Genomic DNA, 17,977 nt, shown 5'->3' on the forward strand with positions numbered 1-17,977 from the left:
TAACAGACTCCCCATATACGACAAAATCAACAACCTACCAATCAAAGAGATCTTCCTGATTGAAAGGGATAATGAACAAAGGCGAGCAAATTAACATATCCACCAGCTCTATCTTCCTCCCTGATGAAAAGGGATAGTGAACACAATAAACAAAAACAATTTAGATCGTCCCCTAGGAAACACCCCATACGCTATCCCATACGCTATTACATGAGATTGGTAGCCGCTTTACCCAAAAAAAGAAAGGATAGCATCCGCTATCCTCACTGCTTATCCATGTTGTGCCATGAATTTTTTCATAAAGTCACTGAAAGCCAGACAGCTTTCATATGGTACCGCATTATAGGCGGAAGCTCGGCAACCTCCAACTGATCGGTGTCCGTTTACACCAATGAATCCTTCCTGTTTTGCTTCGACAAGGAATTGTTTCTCCAATTCTTCACCTTTTACACGGAAGGTAATATTCATTAGTGAACGGCTTCCTGACTCAGCGTGACCGATATAGAACCCACCACTTTGATCAATTACATCGTAAATCAGATTTGCTTTCTCTACATTTTGTTTGGTAATAGCCTCTACCCCACCGGACTCTTTCACCCAGGATAATACTTGTCCTAGCATATAAATACCAAAAGTTGGAGGAGTATTATACAGCGAATTATTTTTCGCATGGGTCTCATAACGTAACATGGTTGGAATATTGTTGTTTGCCTTTTCCAACAAATCCTTACGAATAATGGCTACGGTCACACCCGATGGTCCAAGATTTTTCTGAGCACCAGCATAAATCATGGAAAATTTGCTGACATCTACTGGTGTTGACAAAATATCACTGGACATATCCCCAATTAATGGCACGTCCCCAGTATTAGGATATTCCTTCCACTCCGTACCGAAAATCGTATTGTTGGAAGTCAAATGAATATAGGCATCTGAAGGTTGATACTTCAGTTCATCAATCGACGGAATACGGCGATAATTTTCTTCCTTCGTGCTTGCTGCCTCGTAGGCCTCACCAACACCTAGTATTTTCGCTTCTTTGAGCGCTTTTTCTGACCAGGATCCAGTCATGACATAAGCGGCTTTCTGTCCTTGTTGTAAAAAGTTCATGGGTATCATGGAAAATTGAAGGCTTGCACCTCCCTGAAGGAAAAGTACTTCATAGCCATCCGGAATTCCCATAAGCTCCTTCAATAAAGCGATTGCTTCATTATGCACAGCGTCATATGCTGCACTGCGATGGCTTAATTCCATCACAGACATTCCAGTTCCCCTAAAGTCAAGCAATTCAGCCTGAGCTTTTTCGAGAACAGATAGCGGCAACGCGGATGGACCTGCATTAAAGTTATGTGCACGATGTAGGGTTTGTGGCATCTCTCTCACTCCTATTATTTCTAATGGCTTATGGTATTTATCTTAACATTGTATACACCAAACAGGAAATAGTTTGGATTAAAAATTAACATTTGACAAAAATTAAGATTAAATCGTTCTGTTTTACAACTTACAAAAGGGGTGTAATATAATAATGGAAAAAACCAAAATTAGATCCACCGAGTGGCTGATCATGTTGGCGACCGTTATCCTCGGCATTATTGGCGCTTGGTTAGTTGGCACACTTTTAGCTTAGTTGCGATAGGGCTAAGCAAAAACCGATGATAGAGCAATCATCGGTTTTTTCCCCGACGCTATTTCAATCCTTGTTCTAAATCCTCTAGCAAATCTTCCACATCTTCGATTCCAATCGACACTCGCACCAATCCATCTGTAATGCCAAGCTGGGCTCGTCTTTCTGCCGGAATCGAAGCGTGGGTCATTCTAGCTGGTACCGAGATCAGGCTCTCAACAGCCCCCAAGCTCTCTGCCAAAGTGAAAATGTTGACTCGATCCAGTAATCTTTCTGCTCTTTCAGCACTGCCTACATCAAAAGAGAAAGTTCCGCCGAATCCTCTTGCCTGTTGCTTTTGGATATCATGCCCGGGATGCCCAGGTAATCCTGGATAGTAGACTTTTACGATATCCGAGCGTTCACTCAGCCACTGGGAAATCCTTCTCGCGTTTTGTTCGTGTTCTTCCATCCGTACACCAAGTGTTTTCATTCCACGAAGCAAAATAAATGAATCCTGTGGACCAAGAACCCCACCTACGGAATTTTGAATGAAGTGCAGATCTTGCCCTAATTGCTCGTCCTTGACAACCACTAAACCGGATACAACATCACTGTGTCCACCCAAATATTTGGTCGCACTGTGATAGACAATGTCTGCACCGAGGCTAAGCGGGTTTTGCCAATAAGGGGTCATGAACGTATTGTCAACAATCAACTTCAACCCCTTTGCCTGGCATACTTCGCTAATCGCCCCAATGTCGGTCACATTCATGAGTGGATTACTTGGTGTTTCCAGCATCACTGCCTTGGTATTATCCTGAATGGCTGTCTCGACTTTTGCCACATCCGTAGTATCCACAAAGGTCACCTGAATTCCTAAACGGGCAAACACCTTGCTTAGTACGCGGTAGGTTCCACCATAAACATCATCGCCGCAGACGATATGGTCGCCTTGATTAAACAGCATAATGATGGACGAAAGGGCTGCCATACCAGAGCTAAAAGCAAATCCACGAACACCGCCTTCAATATCAGCAATATATTGTTCCACGGCATTCCTAGTCGGGTTGCCTGTGCGTGAATACTCATACCCTTTGTGTTTACCGATTGTTTCTTGTTTATATGTGCTTACTTGATAGATTGGAAATACAACAGCTCCTGTTTGCGGATCTCCATCCACGCCACCGTGGATTAGCTTTGTTTTCATTCTCATGTTAGATCCCTCCTTGATAAATCTTTTTACTCAAATAACGCTCACTGCTATCTGGGAATATGGTTACAATATTCGTTCCAGGCTTCGCTTTTTGCGCTTCTTGCAGAGATGCATAAAGCGCTGATCCGGAGGAACTTCCAACAAGCAATCCTTCCTTCTTAGCAAGCTCCGCTACTAGATCAAAGGCATCTTTGTCAGAAACGGTATAAATCTCATGAAAATACTCCGTTTCCATAAACGGTGAAAGGAATTCCACCCCAATTCCTTCGGTTTTATGTGGTCCAGGTTCTCCACCTGCGAGAATAGATCCCTCCGGCTCGACAATTACTGTTTTTAATTGAGGGTTCTGTTCCTTCAAATATTTCGCTACCCCCATGAAGGTTCCACCAGATCCTGCCCCTGCTACGAACACGTCCACATTGCCATCCATTTGTTGCCAAATTTCCGGTCCTGTCGTTTTATAATGGGCCATCGGATTTGCCGGGTTAGCAAATTGCTGCGGGCAGTAGGCGCCGAGTTCCTTTTCCAATTCCTTCGCCTTTTCAATCGCCCCTTTAATCCCTTTTTCGGTCGGGGTGTTCACCACTTCAGCTCCAAGGGCACGCATTAATTCCTGCTTTTCCTGAGAGAATTTCTCAGGAACAACGAAAATAACGCGATATCCTGTCCCAACAGCTGCCAACGCAACTCCGATCCCTGTATTCCCAGCTGTTGGTTCGACGATCGTTCCGCCCGGTTTCAACAATCCTTTTTCTTCCGCGTCACGAATTAATTCTACACCCAATCGATCTTTAACACTTCCGCCCGGATTGTAAAACTCCAGCTTGGCAAACAGCCGAACTCCATCCGGAAGAGGAAATTGGGTCAATTCAATGATAGGAGTATTCCCAATTAATGATTTCACACCTTTATGTACTTGCATTTTATAACCTCTTTCAGTCCAAATTGTAAAATTTCCATATTATAGATTGCCCAAATTTACAAATCAAATTATATCACAATGAAAGCGCCTGTGAAGGCGCTTTACATTACGTAATAATTTTTTCTTAATCCGTAGGCTCTTCATGATCCCTACATGAAAAACAGGTGACTCCCTCAGGCTCAACCACTCCATTAAAAAATCCATCGGTACAATAAACCTCACGTCCGCAATCCTTACAAGTCCCAACGAGTTCTCTCACCCTGATTCCTCCTTCTTTAATGAGTCTGTGTACTATATTTTAACATATTGAAAAAAATCAAACGAGAAATATTTGGACGTGCAAGGATATGTGACCAATTCCTCTTTTCCATTTCGTTAATTTATGTATAATGAAGGGATAATAGATAAAAAAATGGATTTGAAGGGGATTTTGTTGAAGATAAAGAAAAAGATAACAAATCATCGTTTGATCATATATATAACATTGGTTATCTTGCCTTCCCTATTACTTACCCAGGCCCTGGTTTTTTGGGATAAGGAGAGGGCAAAGACTGAACTATATGAAGAAGCCCATCGTGCAGCTAGTTTACATGCCATGTATTTGCAAAGTTTTATTAGTGAAACAATTGGTAGGATGGAGTCCTTAGCCCTCCTTATCACATCGCAAAACGGGGAAATGGACCAGATCATGGGGATTATCACTAAAGTCCATCACCAAGATCCTCGTTTTTCGGGGTTTTATTGGGTTCAACCATCAGGAGAAATCCTTATTAGTTCAAATCCAATGAACAAAGAAGTAAATCTTCTGGACCGCAATTATTTCCAAAAGGTCCTAGAAACCGGTTCCACTTATGTCTCGAAGCCGCATGTAGGAAGGGTAACAGGGCGAATTATCGTATCGATCGCCACTCCTATCGTATCGGAAAATGAAATAACAGGGGTTTTAGTTGGGAGCCTTCGTTTAGATGCCATTGAACGCTACTTAAAACAGTTTGCCGGAGAAGAAACCATTCAAGTTCGGGATGAAAATGGACAATGGTTAATTATGAACTCAGACACAGCAGCGGATATCCCCACTATTAACGCGGAGGTCAACACACAGCGAGTCTCCTGGATTGTCAGGGCGGGAATTCCTGATCTGTCAAGAGAATGGTATATCCAAAGTTACCTGTTTTATTTCTTTGTTACCTTAATTTTAATCCATATACTCTATACATTAATGAAATACCAATGGTTGAAAAGGCAACTTAAACTGGAGAAATTGCAAAACGATGCGCAAAAGCTGGAGTTGATTGGAAGCTTGGCGGCGAGTACTGCCCATGAAATTCGGAATCCTTTAACAGGGATTAAAGGACTAACAACCTTATTGAGTGAAAAATATGACGACGAAAAAGACCAATTTTATTTTTCAATCATTCAGCAAGAAATCAATCGGATCAATGCCATCGTCTCTGAACTTCTCGTACTTGGAAAACCCACCATTCAAACGGTGGAAAATTATGATTTACATAGCATCCTTTCGGAGATAACGCCAATTATTGAATCGGAAGCCAATTTATATAATGTTGAGCTTCATATCCAAATGGTGGAAGAGCCATTACCGATTACCTGTTCGAAGGATCACATCAAACAAGTCCTTTTAAATATCTCAAAAAATGCTTTGGAGGCAATGCCAAACGGAGGTTGCTTGACAATCACCTCTGGGCTGCAGAAGGATCACGCAAAAGTCGAAATCTCGGATACAGGGAACGGGATTCCTCCTGAAGTAATGGAAAGGATTTTTGACCCATTCTTTACTTCGAAAAAAAATGGAACAGGCCTCGGACTTGTCGTTTGCAAAAGAATTCTGGATATGTATGGAGGAACTATTTCTATTACAGGTACTTCCGAAAAAGGAACAAGTGTTGGAATCACTTTACCGCTTACTAAAGAGAAGGATTAAAAGGACAACCCACAAACTGGCCTTTTTATCGCAGATCATAGATTTCCTGTCCACGTACCTTCTTGGGCTGTCAAATAACGGAAAAAATTTTCCCTTATTCATATTTCTAATCTTAAATATGGGCAAATAGCGGAAAATTTTTCCGTACTTATGGAAAATTCCCCTCAAAACAGTCTAATTTAACCGTTTTAACGGAAATTTTTTCCGCTATTGCATCCAATTTCCTTAGATTATTACCTTTAACGGAACTATTTTCCGTTATTCAAATTTCCCCGCCTATACCATTCAAAGATAAACCCACCAAAAATTCCCCCGACGATCACAAACTGGCTAATCATAAGCAATGATTCATCCTTATAGTAGAGCATTAGCAAAAAAGCCCCCACGGCATGCAAAACAAGAAAAGTTTGGACGGCACGGATAAAAGAGAATTTGGCTGTAATCCAAATGAAACCTAGCAAACTGATCATGACCGGCAGTAATTTTCCAAGCCAAGGGTTTTCGAACAAAGCAGCCAGCATGAACTGTGGAATCAAAAACAGAAACATTGTACCGCCGAAAAGCAACGTTCCTAAGAGTGATAGATAATCCATCACAGTCATTTTCCCACTGCCTACATCCTTCAGATTGGAATCCTCAACAACCATTAAGTCATCTTGGATTTGATCAGCCTGAAGAATTCCATCCCATTTGCTGACATAAATATCACTTTTCCCTCCAGCTAGAGTTCTATTTACTGTTTCTTGTTTTATTAACTCTCCACCGTATCGCTGGGTTAAAAGGGTGCGAAATGTGGAATCAGGCGCCAATCTTTCTTTCCCAATCAAGTAAAGAGTTAAGGGAATTGTTTTTTGGGGACTCAACCCACCCTCGCGGTTAAATGCAGCAATCTGAATGGGGTAAACCGGCTTCTCAGTTTTAAAAGTAAATTCTACAGGCTTAATCTCCCCTTCTTCTTTTTGTTCCCCTACATTCTCAACATCCATGAGGACAAAATACCACCCTTTTTGGATATAGTTCTCTATAACAAGGCTGTCCACCCAAGGAAGTGTGAACTTGTTTTCTTTTGCCCAAACCTTCAACGATTGCGTATCCTTTGCCTGTATGGTGACTGTGCGATAAATACCCACTTGCTTTTCTTGGATAACCGATACCCCGGACCCGGCAGGACTACCCTCTTTATTCCCTGTAGTCCCAGGAAAACGAGGCAATGAAGCCTTTTCCTTCAAATTCTTTTTATATTCGGTCACTCTTCCGAGCGATTCAAAAAGCGCCCAAGATGCCTCTTCAATCTTAGGGGGTGATGGAAAAGGCATGACCCAACCAAAAGAATTAACCTTCCCCTCATTGACTTGGTAGCTCATCTTCACAGCAAGTATTTCTGATCGATTGGATTGATCCCAATAAAGGGCTGCCAACATATGCTCTGATCTTACATTTGTCTCAGAATCAGAGACCAAAACACCACATGCCACGGCTTGGTTTGCCCAGATAAAAAAGGAGATGAAAATCCCCATCCATATTTTCAACTTCTCCCCTCCTTTCAAACCCGTTTAACTCTTTTGACGTATTTAAGCCCAAAGGGGTTTCAACTGAAAATAGATAAATGCAAATTCCTTAGTAACAAAAAAGGACTTCTGAAGGCAATTGCCTCCGGAAGTCCTTATCTCGCTTAATCTTCCCCTGCTCCGATAATCACAAGAAGAATAAACAGAACCAAAACGATGACGAAGAAATCATTATCAAAAACCCCTGAAAAGCTGCTCATAGATAGATTAACACTCCTTTAAATTGTTTTTACCATGTTCATATGAATGAATTAATCTTCACCAGCACCGACAATTACAAGCAGGATGAAAAGAACCAGAATGATCAAGAAACCTTCATCATTAAATAGTCCAGAAAAGCTACTCATAGTGAAACACTCCCTTTGAGTTTTTTTCTTACAAGATATACATATGTATTACCCCTCTTGTGTGGGTGGGCGTTTGCCCCATACCTGTGTAAAATGGGCTCCTGCCCGATCAAATATCGCTTGAGGAAATGGACAAACAAGTCGAATAGAGATATAATATAATCCTTATAAGGAAAATTCCTGAAAAGGTGGTTTCTTATGGAAATCAAACACTTTCAATCAGCCAGTGAAGAAAAGGAATTTCGTCAAATTAAAGAAGTGCTTCCACAAGTGAAATTGAAAGCAGACTATAACCGTGAGATTTTAGATATCGGGGTGGAGATACCATTCGGGAATCAGATCTTCATTCTGCTTAAAGGGGAACAGACTAATCATTGCTATGAATTGATTACCCCTGATTGCCGATTTTATGAGGGGTTGCGAACATTGACAGAGGTTTTGGAAAAGTTGCAGATAGAAATAAAAGGGTAATGTGTCGATATTCGTCACGAAATGACGAGTGAAAAAGGTCGAAAATAGGTGGATTTTCCGTTACTATAAACTAGTATGATGTTTATTACAGTAAAGGAAGAAGGCGTTACAGTGATATCAGAACTTAACATAGAATGTGAAATACAAAGATTAAAAGAACAGCTTGAATTGACTGCTAAAGAAAATAACTATAATTTTCAACACCCGCAAGTGATTGACCTTAGTCAAAAGTTGGACAAGCTAATCACCCTAGTCATGAGGAACCGTTGGCATAATACTTAATTGCTCCGCATTATACCAATTCTTGCCGCCCCTTTTTATAAATAAATATATTGTAACCAATAAAATAGGTGATCATCATAAAGATAAACAATCCGGAAATTGGGTCAATCATTATTGTTGGCAAGAGATCTGGATTGGGAGTTTGACCTTTCTGATATTCCAGCAAGTGGGTAAGACTTTGGATCGTTGGAATTTTCATCACTGCACGAACCAAAACAATAACAAGAATAATAAAACTGATATACGGACTATTCTTATAATAAAGCCCATCATTTTTCACATAAAACCGTGTATGTTTAACCGATAAGGTAAGAAATGCTAACCCTATAAGGCATCCCAATCCAGCAAAAAAAAGAAACTTTTGATCAAATGGACGAATGATAACGAGAACTAACATCGTGAACAGTAACAAAACCAAGCGCATGCAGATTGTGACCGGTCGATAAATCTGCATCCCAACCGCCCGTTTTACTTTTCGGTAAATCACAAAACCGAGTAAGATGAGAAACAACCAAAAGAACATTAAATCCCCTCCCCTATATAATAAGAACCAGGACGTCGAAATGATTCTTATCCTGGTCACCTCATAGATGAATTCTTATTTTTTTTCTAATCCCAACGTATACCCACCCCGCGAGAAAGAACATGCCAACTAACCATAGTAGACCTCCTTTCCCAAACCCTTGAGACCATAAAGTCACAATCGACATCGCTGTTATGTGTATTGTTAATAAAACAAACAGCGTTCTTAAAAAACCATCTTCTCTACTTCTCAATGGAAGAGGGTAGAGATGGAACCAGAAAGAATCCAATCGTGGCCATACTTGATAAAGCTGAAATCCATTAAGCAAAAGAGCTAGGACAGATATAAGCAATGAAATATAAAGCGGAACATGCCAAAACATCAAAGCTGTGCTAATCATGGTGAGTCTGATATAAGGATAGAATACCTCTTTTTCCCGGACTAACGATTTTAGATAGAAGTAAAAATAGGTAGATCTCGGTTGATATGGCAATCGAAGAAACTGAAAGCGGAGATTTCTTCTATGCGCCATTGTCGTTTGTTGCTCTGGTGTTTCCATGAACCAGTGTATGTAGGAGTAAAATGATGTTTTTTTCTTCCTTTCCACTTGGAGCAAGAAAGTCCAGTTATAGTTCTCTTCTTTTCCTTTCCTCCAAGAAAGAAAAGCAATGATGAAGAGGACAGTCAGATCCACAACCCAATAAAGTGGAATCACCTGAAAGATTTGCAAACAAACGATAAGATTCAAAAGAAAACGGATCATTTTATATCCAAACAGTAATAATGGCTGCTGAGCCCTCATTTCCTGCCTTGCAAGGATTAAATTCCACAACAAGAGAACCAAAAGTGGGATCAAAAAAGGCAGGATTTGCCCGCTACCAGCTAGGTAGATCCCTAAAAGTGGTGAAAGCAGTGCTAGGAAGGCAAGCAATTGAATGGAATAAATGAAGAAACTGTAGATCACGGCCTTGCGAAAATAGGTTCCCATTTGGTGGTGAACAGGGCGCAAGAAGATTAGGTCTGCTTCTTCAAGAAATGTCCGTGGCCGACTGCGTGCGAGTAACCAGGCAAGAAAAAACGAGAGAATCCAACCTAGCGGGAAGCTGCTAGGCAACTGTCTTGTTAAATACTGGTATAAAAAAGCCAATCCGATGAGCAACAGAATTGGAAAGTAAACATACCCCATGACAATGATCCGCAGGTAGCGCATTGCATCTTCCCAGAAGCCCCATAGGCGCTTTTTCCACAATTGATTTAAATCAGCCATTTCTTTGCACCTCTGTCACCGTTAGGAAGATATCCTCTAAAGAAGCCCTTTCCATACCTGTTTGTTGACGTAAATCAGCGAGCGTCCCCCGAAGTACGACCCTTCCTTCATGTAAAAGGATCAGCCGATCACAGTACTGCTCTGCTGTAGCTAAAATATGGGTGGACATCAAAATGCTGGCCCCTTCTCTTTTTTTCTTTTCGAGCATTTGCAGGAGCGACTGAATCCCCCTGGGATCAAGACCAACGAAAGGTTCATCGACAATATACAATGCGGGATCAGTTAAAAAAGCATTGATAATCATCAGTTTCTGCTTCATCCCTTTCGAAAAGGTGGAAGGAAACCAGTTCACCATCCTTTCCATGCGAAACTCCTGTAAAAGCTCCTTTGCCCGTTTTTCAAAATCAGACTGATTAAGCTGATAGGCCATCGCCGTTAATTCAAGATGTTCCCATAAGGTTAAATGCTCATAAAACAATGGAGTTTCAGGGATATAGGACATCCTTGAGGCATATTCCGCAGGGGAATCCTTTCGTTTCATTCCTCCCAGTAAAATCGTGCCTTCAAAGGGATCCAACAGTCCCAATATATGCTTAATCGTAGTACTCTTCCCCGCTCCATTCAGGCCAATCAGCCCTACCATTTCATGTGACTGAATATCGATCGAGACCCGGTGCAGGACAGGTTTTCCTTTCATATAACCACCGGTTATCTCCTGAACTTGCAAAACTGGATGTCCCATTCCACTCCTCTTTTCTTCTAACGATAATCTTATTGTACCTGAGGGATATTTTTTGAGCAATTCGGTCAACAGCATGAAAAGAACCCCTCATGCTAAGAGGGGTTTGTGTGCGTAGCCAATATAGTATTTTTTACAATGGTCTCACTACTACCTTCTCCACCAGTTCCCTCCATGTATTACAAAACGTCCATTTTGGAAATTTTTCCATAACCACTTAATCAAAAGAAGCTTAAATATTCCCCTTGTTGTAGGGATTAAGCACAAAAAGCCAATTAGATCTGTGAAGAATCCAGGAGTAAGCAACAGTAACCCACCAGCTAATATCACAACCCCGTCCAGCAAGGCATCACCTGGAATACCTCCGTGCTGCAGTTCTCTAATGGTACGTTGCCAGACTTGCAAACCTTGTCTCTTAGCTAACCAGGCACCTAGCATACCTGTGAAGATGATCATGAATAAAGTGGGTAACCAACCAAACGCTTTTCCAGCAGTGATCAGCCCCCAAATTTCCATGGTGGGTATGATAATTAGAATAGCAATTAATATTTTCATAGATTCTCACCCCTGTTCTTCTTTTCTTTCATCTTAACAAAGGTTAGACAAAGAAAACAATCACAGACATGAGGCATTTAGAAATAAAGGAAGATCTTTCCGTTATTCATGGTTTTGATGGTAGCTTCAACCAAATAACGGAAGAATGTTCCGTCACCCTTATTGGAAACGCTTGCATACGGTGAAATACAATTATAACGGAAAATTCCGTTATTTAGCTAGACGGCTTCCTCGGCCCGATGTAATTGGGTTGAAGCAGTAGCTAGAATCAAAGTATCGCGAATTTTAATCAAACCATTTCCAGCACAATGTTCGGCCTCGCTCAAGATGAGTTCTGTTGTCGTATTTAATAAGGCAGCAAGCTCTTCCGCTTCAACGATTCCCAAATTCCAAACAGTGTCTAAAAACTCCATTCTGAACACGTTTGATTCCTCCTAATAGCTTGTCCTATTTATTCTTAAATTTCACTATAATCGATCCGACATGAAAATGTTGTCATATTTTGCGTCATTTAAAAATTTTTTGCCTATTTTTCCTAAGATTATGTTGTTTACCCAAACCAGTCCTTTTCTTGTTCCATATAATAATTGAGCTAAAGCTTGGTTTGAAGCGAGCTCTATATTAGATCATCATGAGAGAGGATGAAGTGGAATGAATTTCAAAAACATGTTGAAGAAAATTAATGAAAAAAGCAAGAAGCCTTGGAGTATGGATAAAGTAAAGTCTATAGCCAAAGGATATTCAAAAAAGGATTTAAACAAGGGGAAAAACATTGATAGTTTAATTGAGGATGTCGCCAAAGCTGCTGGAATTAAAATTTCCGATGAAAAATTGGCCGATGTGAAGAATAAGGTCATGAAAAACTTAGGAAAAAAATAAGCCCTCCTATACCATCAGCAAAAAAAGAGGTCCTAAAAGCACAAAAGCTTGAAGGACCTCTTTTTTTATTAGCTGTACTGTGGTCTCATCTTCGAACGCTTGTTAACGTGTTGATCCGCACCCAGAGCTGCAATCGCTCCATCTGCAGCAGAAATGACTGCCTGTTTTATCGGGGTCCTACGCGCATCCCCACCAGCGAACACTCCATCAACACTGCTACGCAAATATTCGTCCACATTGACGTAACCTTCTGAATCTCGGCTAACTGAGTCTTTTAGGAAATCTGTTCCAGGTTTTAGGCCTGCCAAGTAAAGGAAGACGCCGTCGACATCCCAGGTATGTTCTTGTTTTTGGTCATCCAAAATAAATAATTTCTCAACTTTATTGCTTCCGGCAATTTCTTTTACACGGTGTTTAAAGTAGATTTTCACATTGGATTTCCGTTCTAGATCAGAGTAGTCTACTTCCCCTTTAAATTGGCTGGTTGGAACTACAACCCTCACCTCTTTACAGAATTTTGAAAGGGCTTCTGCTTCATGCACTGCTTCTTCAGTGTCACCTACAACGGCAACAACACGATCTTGGAAGAAGGCAGCATCACAAGTTGAACAATAGCTGACGCCGCGTCCAGTATATTCTTCTTCCCCTTTAATTTTATTTAACGGTGCTTTGGCCCCTACACCAATAAAGACACTTTTCGTCTTAATCGTTCCTTCAGGAACTTCAAGTTTTTTAATTTCATCATCAGAAAAATCAACACTAAGTACATTGGATCGTACAAAGGTAGTGCCAAAATCTTTAGCTTGTGCCTGCATCATCTGTAATAACTCTAACCCTGTCACTTCCCCTCTGATTCCTGGATAGTTGGCAATCTTATGGGTGATAGCCAAGGTTCCGGATGCTGGCGATTTATCGATAACGAGAGTTTTCAGTTTTCCTCGGGATGCATAAACAGCAGCTGAAGAACCAGCAGGTCCCCCTCCGATACATACAAGGTCCCATGTTTCATTAAGAATTTTTTGGTCCATTGGAGAGAAAATCTGATCTTGATTAGGTTGTTCTTCTTTTTGCTCTGCTTTAGGCTCATCAGTAATTCCCAGGTAGGCTTTCATTTTGTTTGGTCGATAACCAATAAAAGCTTCTCCGTCAATAAACGTAACGGGTGTAGAAAACATCCCTTTTTCATGTAGGTCATTAAAATACTCGGGGTTTTCCGTTACATTTCTTTCTTCATATTCAATATTCCAGGATTTCAATTCATTTTTTATTTTTTCGCAGTAAGGACATCCAGTACTACTATATACGATTGCTTTAGCCATAATCCTTCACTCCTTAAATACGTTTATCTATTACTAACTAATACTAGTTTATAATAATTACAAATAAAAATCAAGATCTTTATGTACTTTAGTGTATTCTTTTTCTCAAAAATTAAGCAGAAGAACCACACTGTGGTCTGTTCCCCTATGAAAATATTAGTAAATTGATCCCAGCCACAAGCACTATGCTGTAAGCAAGCCGTTGAATAAATTCTTTCGGCAATCGTTCAAACCACTTTAAGCCAATGGATACGCCAAAAAGAACTGCCAAGGAGCCCAGCAGGATATATAGAGAAAGTTTCGGTGTTACATCACCGTTCAGCCCATGCATAATTAACGTAAATAGATTGCTGAGGAAGAAGGTCACCTGAAGATTGGCATTATAATTGCGTTTATCCTGATAGAACATAAGAAAATACACGACAAAAAAAGGTCCACCAACCGCAAAAGCCCCACCGACAAATCCTCCCGCAAGCCCAACGAGGACCGGAAACAGCAAATGATCGGAAAACGGCAAACGGCTTAGTTCCTTTTTAGGTCTTAAAAATAAATAACCAACAAGTCCTAGCAAGACAAACCCTAGCCACTGTTTCATCATTTCTGATGTGCCAAACTGGCCGATAAAGAAAAAAGCAAAAATCCTTCCTACAAGTGCCGCGCACAGGATAGGAATTAATTCCTTCCAACATATAAAGCGATAGTATTTAATAAGAATGCGGATGGAAATCAGAATCGTCAATCCCAGAATGAGAAGAATGCTATCCTTGACAGTTAATATAAGAGAAAGCAAACCCATTGAGAAAAGTCCAAATCCAAAACCACTTGATCCCTGAATGAAGCTGCCTATAAAAAGAATGATTAGTATGTATACTAGTTCAATTGACACGTAATATCCCCCATTTACTAAACAGGTTTGTCTATTTACCTTCATTATACTACTAAATACTGGAAGCATAAATCTGTATGATTTTCTTTTTTCTTCAAAGGATAATAACAAGTCTAAGACAAGGGAGAGAAAACGATTGACGACACTTTACACGACTCTAATGATTATCATAGCTGCCGTATTGCTTGTTGGACTGATTCTCTCTATACGATACGGAAACAGACAGAAAGTACACGATCACGGTGTAGACCCAAGCATTAAAAGGAATCCTATGGCAAAAAACCCCATTGTATGGGCCTATATCTTTGGCGCTGCCCTTTTTTTTCTATTAATATGGGTGTTTAAAATGTATCATAATGCCCCATTTTAGGGAGGTGAAATCATGGATAAACAAAAATATTATATATCTGTTCAGTCAAAAGAAATATTTTCAGATCCAACCATCGATGAGTGGGAATACGAAATCGAAGCAACAGAAAATGAGGTAACTATTCTCCAGGAATTGTTTAATAAAATGCAGGAAAAGGATGGAGACACCTTTGTCCCTTTGATCACACCATATGTCCCGTATCATGACGATAAACCAAATGATGATTATAGTGACGCTTTAATCCAAACTTATCGTTTTATCCATAGGGTAGGCACACCCGAGGCAAAAGAACATATTGAAAGCATGGGAATGCTAGGTAATCAAGCGATGCCAGATAACACCTTTGGTTAAGAAAGATAAATCAAAAGGGATACCTCAAAACAATTGAGGATATCCCTTTTTGATTATACAACTTTTAGGGTTTCTTCCCGAATCAAACCTAACAGTTCATTTTTTAAATCAAGAAACTCTGGAGATTGTTTAACACTAAATTCTCTTGGGCGATCAAGGGGAACCTTGATATTCTTTTTCAGCCTTCCGGGTCTAGCTGTCATTACATAAACAGAATCACCAAGAAAAATAGCCTCTTCCACATCATGGGTAATAAATAGAATTGTCTTCCTGGATTCTTCCCATACTTTTAAGAGAATTTCCTGCATGATCGTACGAGTTTGTGCATCTAAGGCGCCAAACGGTTCGTCCATCAGCAAAATTTTCGGATCATTAGCAAGGGCGCGGGCAATCGCCACCCTTTGTTTCATTCCCCCAGATAGTTGAACAGGATAATGCTTTTCAAAGCCTTTTAACCCAATTAGGTTTAAATAATGTTGGGCTGTTTCAAGTCTTTGCTTTTTAGGAACACCCTTTAATTCCAAACCGAAAGAAATATTATCCTCAACAGTCAGCCAGGGATATAGGGTATAAGATTGGAAAACCATGCCGCGATCGGGTCCGGGTTCTTTCACTTCTTTCCCATCAAGGAGAACTCGTCCCGAAGAGGGTTGTTCAAGTCCTGCAACAATTCGTAAAATCGTTGATTTCCCACACCCGGATGGTCCAAGAATCGTAACAAACTCCCCATCTTTTATGGAGAAAGAGGTTTGGTCCAATGCAACCATTTCACCGGCTTTCGTTGGAAAAACCTTTCCCACTTGATCAATGATTAGTTTTGCATTATCCATCCTCTACCCCTCCTTTCTCATCCAAGAGAATGATGCACGGTATAAAACCTTAAATAACAAGTCGATAATCATACCTAACAAACCGATAATGATAATGCCCACAATGATCTTTTCGGGTTTTAAAAAGCGGGAAGCTTGCATGATCATGAAACCTAGTCCGCTGGTAGCCCCGACGATTTCTGCCACAACGAGGTAGGTCCAAGCCCATCCAAAAGTAATTCTTAAAGTATCAACGATTCCTGGTAATGATGCAGGCAGGATAACCTTCCTAAAGATTTGGCCTTTAGAGGCACCCAAAGTATAAGAAACCTCAATTAGGTCGTTTTGAATATTTTTCGTTACGTCCATGACCATAAGTGTCAGTTGAAAAAAGGTTCCGAAGAAGATAACGGCCATTTTTTCAGCTTCCCCTAAACCAATCCATAAAATAAATAACGGAATAAATGCAGATGCTGGCATATAACGAATAAATCCAATGATCGGTTCAAAAGCACCTTCCATAATCCTTAATGAACCCATTAGCATACCAAGCGGTACACCGACTAAAGCAGCAAAGAAAAATCCTAAAGCAACCCGGCTAAAACTAATTCCAATGTCGGATAGAATCTCTCCATCTATAAACTGGTTGATTGCGGTTTTCCATATAATATCAGGTGCAGGCAAAAACAATGGATTAACTAACCCGCCATAGCTAAGCACTGACCAGAACCCAATGAAAGCAACAAAAGAAGCAATTCCTGCCGCAATATAAATGCTTCTTGGGATCTCCTTGTTCGGCGTAAACAATTTACTAAACACCGTCTTCCTCCTCTCACTGTTTTCACTATTCATTAGTATTGAAAAAAAGATGGGCCCTTCGCAGGGCCCTCCCTATTAAAGTCCTTGCACAAATGTTGGGTTAATAATTTCTTCCGCGCTTGGTGCACTATCGATAATTTTTTGTTCTAAATAAAAATCGATATCATTTTGTGTTGATTGATAAATAGGTCCTTTGTTATCAGCTGTACCAAACGATTTTTTGTTCTCATCCAAATTGAAGAATTTTAAGCCTGAGGCAGTACCTGTGAATTCTTTTTCATCTATGTTTAAACCTTTAGCCATAATAGAAACAGCGTCTTGTTCATTTTCTTTCCAGTAATTCATTGCATCAGCCATTGCGGCAACGAAAGCTTTAATTTCATCTGGGCGTTGATCTACAATTTCTTTTCTAAAGCCAACTGTATCCACAATAATTCCAGGCAGATCCTTTGTGGTTAGCAATACCTTACCATTTGCATTAGCACCTTTGGATAACCATGGCTCCCAAGTTACTGCAGCATCTACTTTTCCTGCGGTAAAAGCAGCCCCTGCATCACCAGCAGACATTTGAACCATTTCTACATCTTTATCTGTTAAACCAGCTTGTTTAAGGGCACTAAGTAATAACAAATGACTAGTCGATCCAAATTCAAAAGCCACTTGCTTCCCTTTTAAGTCAGCGGCAGAATTTATGTCATTTTTCACAAGAATTCCGTCTCCACCATAAGAGTCATCAAGGATCCATACAACTTCCATCGGAACACCGGAAGAAGCGAGAGTAGTTTGAACATCCAAAGCAGTAGCCATACCATCAAGCTTTCCACCTGCAAGAGCTTGTTTACGTTCAGCCAACCCCTCGATAATAGATAATTCGACATCTACTCCATGTTTCTCAAAGAAACCTTTTTCTTTTGCAATAAATAAAGGTCCATACCCTGTCCATGTAGGTAAGGTTACTTTCAAAGGCTCTTTTGTTTGTTGTTCTTGCTGCGACCCATTGCTTGCCGCAGAAGAATCTTCATTTCCTCCCCCGCCACAAGCGGTTACACCTAGCAATAGTGTTGCAGATAATAAGACATGCATCCATTTTTTCATTTTTGGACTCC

General features: G+C 40.4%; 23 protein-coding genes. 6 read left to right on the plus strand and 17 right to left on the minus strand.

Going from position 1 to position 17,977, the window contains the following annotated elements:
- Positions 1-270: 270 nt before the first annotated feature.
- From serC to J2Z37_RS25745, 4 genes are all read right to left on the minus strand, one after another.
- Positions 271-1,374, minus strand: a complete 1,104-nt coding sequence (serC, locus tag J2Z37_RS05725) for a 3-phosphoserine/phosphohydroxythreonine transaminase (RefSeq protein ID WP_209809263.1) — start codon at positions 1,372-1,374, stop codon at positions 271-273.
- 314 nt (positions 1,375-1,688) lie between these two features.
- The gene (locus J2Z37_RS05730) at positions 1,689-2,822 is read right to left on the minus strand and encodes a bifunctional cystathionine gamma-lyase/homocysteine desulfhydrase (RefSeq protein WP_209809264.1); all 1,134 of its coding nucleotides are present in this window, start codon (positions 2,820-2,822) and stop codon (positions 1,689-1,691) included.
- 1 nt (position 2,823) lies between these two features.
- On the minus strand, positions 2,824-3,744 hold the full coding sequence (cysK, locus tag J2Z37_RS05735) for a cysteine synthase A (RefSeq protein WP_209809265.1): 921 nt from the start codon (positions 3,742-3,744) through the stop codon (positions 2,824-2,826).
- 124 nt (positions 3,745-3,868) lie between these two features.
- Positions 3,869-4,003: a hypothetical protein gene (locus tag J2Z37_RS25745; protein WP_342453785.1), complete on the minus strand. Its 135-nt coding sequence runs from the start codon at positions 4,001-4,003 to the stop codon at positions 3,869-3,871.
- Between the two features lie 225 nt (positions 4,004-4,228).
- Between J2Z37_RS25745 and J2Z37_RS05740 the strand changes: the two genes are divergently transcribed.
- Positions 4,229-5,686, plus strand: a complete 1,458-nt coding sequence (locus J2Z37_RS05740) for an ATP-binding protein (RefSeq protein WP_209809266.1) — start codon at positions 4,229-4,231, stop codon at positions 5,684-5,686.
- A 248-nt stretch (positions 5,687-5,934) separates the two neighbouring features.
- On the opposite strand, the gene J2Z37_RS05745 is transcribed toward J2Z37_RS05740, so the two are convergent.
- The 3 genes from J2Z37_RS05745 to J2Z37_RS05755 all read right to left on the minus strand — a co-directional run bounded on the left by J2Z37_RS05745 (position 5,935) and on the right by J2Z37_RS05755 (position 7,601).
- The gene (locus J2Z37_RS05745; protein WP_209809267.1) at positions 5,935-7,215 is read right to left on the minus strand and encodes a DUF2330 domain-containing protein; all 1,281 of its coding nucleotides are present in this window, start codon (positions 7,213-7,215) and stop codon (positions 5,935-5,937) included.
- 143 nt (positions 7,216-7,358) lie between these two features.
- A complete protein-coding gene (locus J2Z37_RS05750) occupies positions 7,359-7,454 on the minus strand; it encodes a YjcZ family sporulation protein (RefSeq protein ID WP_209809268.1) in 96 nt (31 codons plus the stop codon).
- 51 nt (positions 7,455-7,505) lie between these two features.
- Positions 7,506-7,601: a YjcZ family sporulation protein gene (locus tag J2Z37_RS05755; RefSeq protein WP_209809269.1), complete on the minus strand. Its 96-nt coding sequence runs from the start codon at positions 7,599-7,601 to the stop codon at positions 7,506-7,508.
- 198 nt (positions 7,602-7,799) lie between these two features.
- Between J2Z37_RS05755 and J2Z37_RS05760 the strand changes: the two genes are divergently transcribed.
- The gene (locus tag J2Z37_RS05760) at positions 7,800-8,072 is read left to right on the plus strand and encodes a hypothetical protein (RefSeq protein ID WP_209809270.1); all 273 of its coding nucleotides are present in this window, start codon (positions 7,800-7,802) and stop codon (positions 8,070-8,072) included.
- Positions 8,073-8,150: 78 nt separating this feature from the next.
- Entirely contained in the window at positions 8,151-8,354 is a 204-nt protein-coding gene (locus tag J2Z37_RS05765; RefSeq protein ID WP_209809271.1) for an aspartyl-phosphate phosphatase Spo0E family protein, read from the plus strand.
- A 10-nt stretch (positions 8,355-8,364) separates the two neighbouring features.
- Here J2Z37_RS05765 and J2Z37_RS05770 read toward each other — a convergent pair whose 3' ends face one another.
- The 5 genes from J2Z37_RS05770 to J2Z37_RS05790 form a co-directional block, all read right to left on the minus strand.
- Positions 8,365-8,877, minus strand: a complete 513-nt coding sequence (locus J2Z37_RS05770) for a CcdC protein domain-containing protein (RefSeq protein WP_209809272.1) — start codon at positions 8,875-8,877, stop codon at positions 8,365-8,367.
- Between the two features lie 61 nt (positions 8,878-8,938).
- A complete protein-coding gene (locus J2Z37_RS05775; RefSeq protein WP_209809273.1) occupies positions 8,939-10,144 on the minus strand; it encodes an ABC transporter permease in 1,206 nt (401 codons plus the stop codon).
- Positions 10,137-10,886: an ABC transporter ATP-binding protein gene (locus J2Z37_RS05780; RefSeq protein ID WP_209809274.1), complete on the minus strand. Its 750-nt coding sequence runs from the start codon at positions 10,884-10,886 to the stop codon at positions 10,137-10,139. Before J2Z37_RS05780 ends, J2Z37_RS05775 begins: the two co-directional genes overlap by 8 nt.
- A 147-nt stretch (positions 10,887-11,033) precedes the next feature.
- Positions 11,034-11,438 carry an FxsA family protein gene (locus tag J2Z37_RS05785; protein ID WP_209809275.1) on the minus strand — a complete coding sequence of 135 codons (405 nt, stop codon included), beginning with the start codon at positions 11,436-11,438 and terminating at the stop codon, positions 11,034-11,036.
- A gap of 218 nt (positions 11,439-11,656) precedes the next feature.
- Positions 11,657-11,860, minus strand: coding sequence for a hypothetical protein (locus tag J2Z37_RS05790; protein WP_209809276.1), 204 nt, complete (start codon positions 11,858-11,860; stop codon positions 11,657-11,659).
- Between the two features lie 244 nt (positions 11,861-12,104).
- Between J2Z37_RS05790 and J2Z37_RS05795 the strand changes: the two genes are divergently transcribed.
- Positions 12,105-12,317, plus strand: coding sequence for a stage VI sporulation protein F (locus J2Z37_RS05795; protein ID WP_245203623.1), 213 nt, complete (start codon positions 12,105-12,107; stop codon positions 12,315-12,317).
- Positions 12,318-12,385: 68 nt separating this feature from the next.
- Here J2Z37_RS05795 and J2Z37_RS05800 read toward each other — a convergent pair whose 3' ends face one another.
- Both J2Z37_RS05800 and J2Z37_RS05805 read right to left on the minus strand, forming a co-directional pair.
- A complete protein-coding gene (locus J2Z37_RS05800) occupies positions 12,386-13,636 on the minus strand; it encodes an FAD-dependent oxidoreductase (RefSeq protein WP_209809278.1) in 1,251 nt (416 codons plus the stop codon).
- 145 nt (positions 13,637-13,781) lie between these two features.
- Positions 13,782-14,522: a sulfite exporter TauE/SafE family protein gene (locus J2Z37_RS05805; RefSeq protein ID WP_342453786.1), complete on the minus strand. Its 741-nt coding sequence runs from the start codon at positions 14,520-14,522 to the stop codon at positions 13,782-13,784.
- Between the two features lie 136 nt (positions 14,523-14,658).
- On the opposite strand from J2Z37_RS05805, the gene J2Z37_RS05810 reads away from it, so the two are divergent.
- Both J2Z37_RS05810 and J2Z37_RS05815 read left to right on the plus strand, forming a co-directional pair.
- Positions 14,659-14,892, plus strand: a complete 234-nt coding sequence (locus J2Z37_RS05810; RefSeq protein WP_209809280.1) for a hypothetical protein — start codon at positions 14,659-14,661, stop codon at positions 14,890-14,892.
- A gap of 12 nt (positions 14,893-14,904) precedes the next feature.
- On the plus strand, positions 14,905-15,243 hold the full coding sequence (locus tag J2Z37_RS05815) for a hydrolase (protein WP_209809281.1): 339 nt from the start codon (positions 14,905-14,907) through the stop codon (positions 15,241-15,243).
- 53 nt (positions 15,244-15,296) lie between these two features.
- Here the strand turns inward: J2Z37_RS05815 and J2Z37_RS05820 are convergent, their stop codons facing one another.
- The 3 genes from J2Z37_RS05820 to J2Z37_RS05830 all read right to left on the minus strand — a co-directional run bounded on the left by J2Z37_RS05820 (position 15,297) and on the right by J2Z37_RS05830 (position 17,966).
- Positions 15,297-16,073: an ABC transporter ATP-binding protein gene (locus J2Z37_RS05820; protein WP_209809282.1), complete on the minus strand. Its 777-nt coding sequence runs from the start codon at positions 16,071-16,073 to the stop codon at positions 15,297-15,299.
- Between the two features lie 3 nt (positions 16,074-16,076).
- Positions 16,077-16,871 carry an ABC transporter permease gene (locus J2Z37_RS05825; protein ID WP_209809283.1) on the minus strand — a complete coding sequence of 265 codons (795 nt, stop codon included), beginning with the start codon at positions 16,869-16,871 and terminating at the stop codon, positions 16,077-16,079.
- Between the two features lie 75 nt (positions 16,872-16,946).
- On the minus strand, positions 16,947-17,966 hold the full coding sequence (locus tag J2Z37_RS05830) for an ABC transporter substrate-binding protein (protein WP_209809284.1): 1,020 nt from the start codon (positions 17,964-17,966) through the stop codon (positions 16,947-16,949).
- Between the last annotated feature and the right edge of the window lie 11 nt (positions 17,967-17,977).

Origin of the sequence: Ammoniphilus resinae, from assembly GCF_017873965.1 — a bacterium.
In the GTDB taxonomy this organism is placed as follows: domain Bacteria; phylum Bacillota; class Bacilli; order Aneurinibacillales; family RAOX-1; genus Ammoniphilus_A; species Ammoniphilus_A resinae.

Coding starts and splice junctions, on each gene's coding strand:
- serC (WP_209809263.1), bottom strand. CDS start 1,374: ATGCCACAAACCCTACATCGTGCACATAACTTTAATGCAGGTCCATCC.
- J2Z37_RS05730 (WP_209809264.1), bottom strand. CDS start 2,822: ATGAGAATGAAAACAAAGCTAATCCACGGTGGCGTGGATGGAGATCCG.
- cysK (WP_209809265.1), bottom strand. CDS start 3,744: ATGCAAGTACATAAAGGTGTGAAATCATTAATTGGGAATACTCCTATC.
- J2Z37_RS05750 (WP_209809268.1), bottom strand. CDS start 7,454: ATGAGCAGCTTTTCAGGGGTTTTTGATAATGATTTCTTCGTCATCGTT.
- J2Z37_RS05755 (WP_209809269.1), bottom strand. CDS start 7,601: ATGAGTAGCTTTTCTGGACTATTTAATGATGAAGGTTTCTTGATCATT.
- J2Z37_RS05760 (WP_209809270.1), top strand. CDS start 7,800: ATGGAAATCAAACACTTTCAATCAGCCAGTGAAGAAAAGGAATTTCGT.
- J2Z37_RS05765 (WP_209809271.1), top strand. CDS start 8,151: ATGTTTATTACAGTAAAGGAAGAAGGCGTTACAGTGATATCAGAACTT.
- J2Z37_RS05770 (WP_209809272.1), bottom strand. CDS start 8,877: ATGTTCTTTTGGTTGTTTCTCATCTTACTCGGTTTTGTGATTTACCGA.
- J2Z37_RS05775 (WP_209809273.1), bottom strand. CDS start 10,144: ATGGCTGATTTAAATCAATTGTGGAAAAAGCGCCTATGGGGCTTCTGG.
- J2Z37_RS05780 (WP_209809274.1), bottom strand. CDS start 10,886: ATGGGACATCCAGTTTTGCAAGTTCAGGAGATAACCGGTGGTTATATG.
- J2Z37_RS05785 (WP_209809275.1), bottom strand. CDS start 11,438: ATGAAAATATTAATTGCTATTCTAATTATCATACCCACCATGGAAATT.
- J2Z37_RS05795 (WP_245203623.1), top strand. CDS start 12,105: ATGTTGAAGAAAATTAATGAAAAAAGCAAGAAGCCTTGGAGTATGGAT.
- J2Z37_RS05800 (WP_209809278.1), bottom strand. CDS start 13,636: ATGGCTAAAGCAATCGTATATAGTAGTACTGGATGTCCTTACTGCGAA.
- J2Z37_RS05815 (WP_209809281.1), top strand. CDS start 14,905: ATGGATAAACAAAAATATTATATATCTGTTCAGTCAAAAGAAATATTT.
- J2Z37_RS05820 (WP_209809282.1), bottom strand. CDS start 16,073: ATGGATAATGCAAAACTAATCATTGATCAAGTGGGAAAGGTTTTTCCA.
- J2Z37_RS05830 (WP_209809284.1), bottom strand. CDS start 17,966: ATGAAAAAATGGATGCATGTCTTATTATCTGCAACACTATTGCTAGGT.